This is a genomic window from Nocardia noduli, assembly GCF_019038455.1.
Taxonomy (GTDB): domain Bacteria; phylum Actinomycetota; class Actinomycetes; order Mycobacteriales; family Mycobacteriaceae; genus Nocardia; species Nocardia noduli.
In genome coordinates this window covers 1-1,417 of sequence record NZ_JAFMPL010000233.1, presented here as the reverse complement: position 1 = coordinate 1,417, position 1,417 = coordinate 1, and the positions used below count along the sequence as shown (strand labels likewise).

Annotated in this window: 3 protein-coding genes; all 3 read left to right on the top strand. The window is 68.5% G+C overall.

Features of this window, described 5'->3' with window-relative positions; translation table 11 throughout:
* A partial coding sequence (locus JZ792_RS41110) for a hypothetical protein (RefSeq protein WP_216918388.1) occupies window positions 1-215 on the top strand: 215 nt, incomplete at its 5' end.
* Between the two features lie 23 nt (window positions 216-238).
* Window positions 239-616, top strand: coding sequence for a hypothetical protein (locus JZ792_RS41105; protein WP_216918386.1), 378 nt, complete (start codon window positions 239-241; stop codon window positions 614-616).
* Window positions 617-1,024: 408 nt separating this feature from the next.
* A partial coding sequence (locus JZ792_RS41100; RefSeq protein WP_216918384.1) for a hypothetical protein occupies window positions 1,025-1,417 on the top strand: 393 nt, incomplete at its 3' end.

Sequence of the window (1,417 nt, the reverse complement as noted above, 5' to 3'; positions counted from 1 at the left end):
CGATCATCGACCCGACCGGCACCCTCTACGTCCTGATCACCAGCATCGACGCCGGACTCGCCGACCACCGCGGCGACATCGACAGCTGGACCGTCGTCATCTACGACGCCACCCAGTCCCACGACGAACCCGTCAGCGCCGCCGAGAACGCCACCACCTTCACCGCCGCCTGGCAACAAGCGTGGATCGGCCTGGACCGCGACCCACACACCTGACACCGATTCCGAAGGAAGTCGCCGTGCCCGACACCATCACCGATGCCGACCTCGAGCGACTTCTCTCGGGCGGTGTCCTGCTCCTCGAGCCGATCCCGATCCGGACGATCGAAGACATCCAAGAGGTCCTGAACACCGCGATCTACGCCCTGGGCGGGCAGCTGCGCGAGCATCTCAGCGAGATCGTGCTGTGGCACTTCGACGACGCACACCTGGTCCTGATCGTCGAGGTGAGCCAACAGCTGCGGCTGGCCAGCGGGAGTCTGGACGTCGCCGAGACCTTCACCCACCCCGATCCCGACGCCACCCAAACCGACGCCGTCCGTCACATCCTCGACCAGCTCCTCGCCCAACGCCACGCGCTGATCACCGCACTCGACGCCTACAGCGCACCGTTCTGACCACCCCGCCCGCCAGCCCCCAGCGAGAAGGCGACCAGCGCCCCGATGCCGGTCACCTCAACGAGCAGAGGGTTGCGGTTGGAGGGCTGACCGTCTGGCCGTCTGCCCCGCCTGTCTGAGTGCTACCAGCGCGTGAGCCCGCCACGGCTACGGGCCCGCGCCCGGCCGTCACCGAATTCGCCCAGCGCGCCGACCCGCTCGTCTGCGGCGGCCGGGTGCTCCTGCGCAGCGAATTCGATGCCGTCCTTTCGGCGCGTTCCCTCCCGCCGTGTCGGACTCCCACCCTGGTCGATCGCACTCAGGCGGGTCAGACGACCAGCCGCCCAGCCCCGTGCCGGGGTTACGTACACGTGCTGTGTGCGTCCGGCACGGGGCCGAGCTGTTTCCACGACAGAACAGGACCCAGTGATGACCGCAACCTTGAACGCACCCGTTACCGACACCGCTACAGAGACCGTCACCGAAGTCGCCGAGACCCTCACACCATTCGCCGCCGCGCTCGGAGAGATCGAATACCTGCTCGACACCGATCCCGACGCCGCACGCGAACGCTTCACCGACGTGCTGGCACTGGCCTCCCCGGCCGAGCGCGAACTGCTCGAGCACGCCGCGGCGCGCATGGAGCGCTCCCCCTGGAAGACCGCAGCCCGCCAGCTCGGCTGGATGGCCAAGAGCCGACCCGAACTGCGCGCCATAATCATCGACCACACCGCCGACGGCGACCCCGGCCTCTACCGGCCCGAACTGCCCGCCCAGTCCGAGGTAGGGATCGAGGCCGCCGAATGGGTACGCCGCTCCATC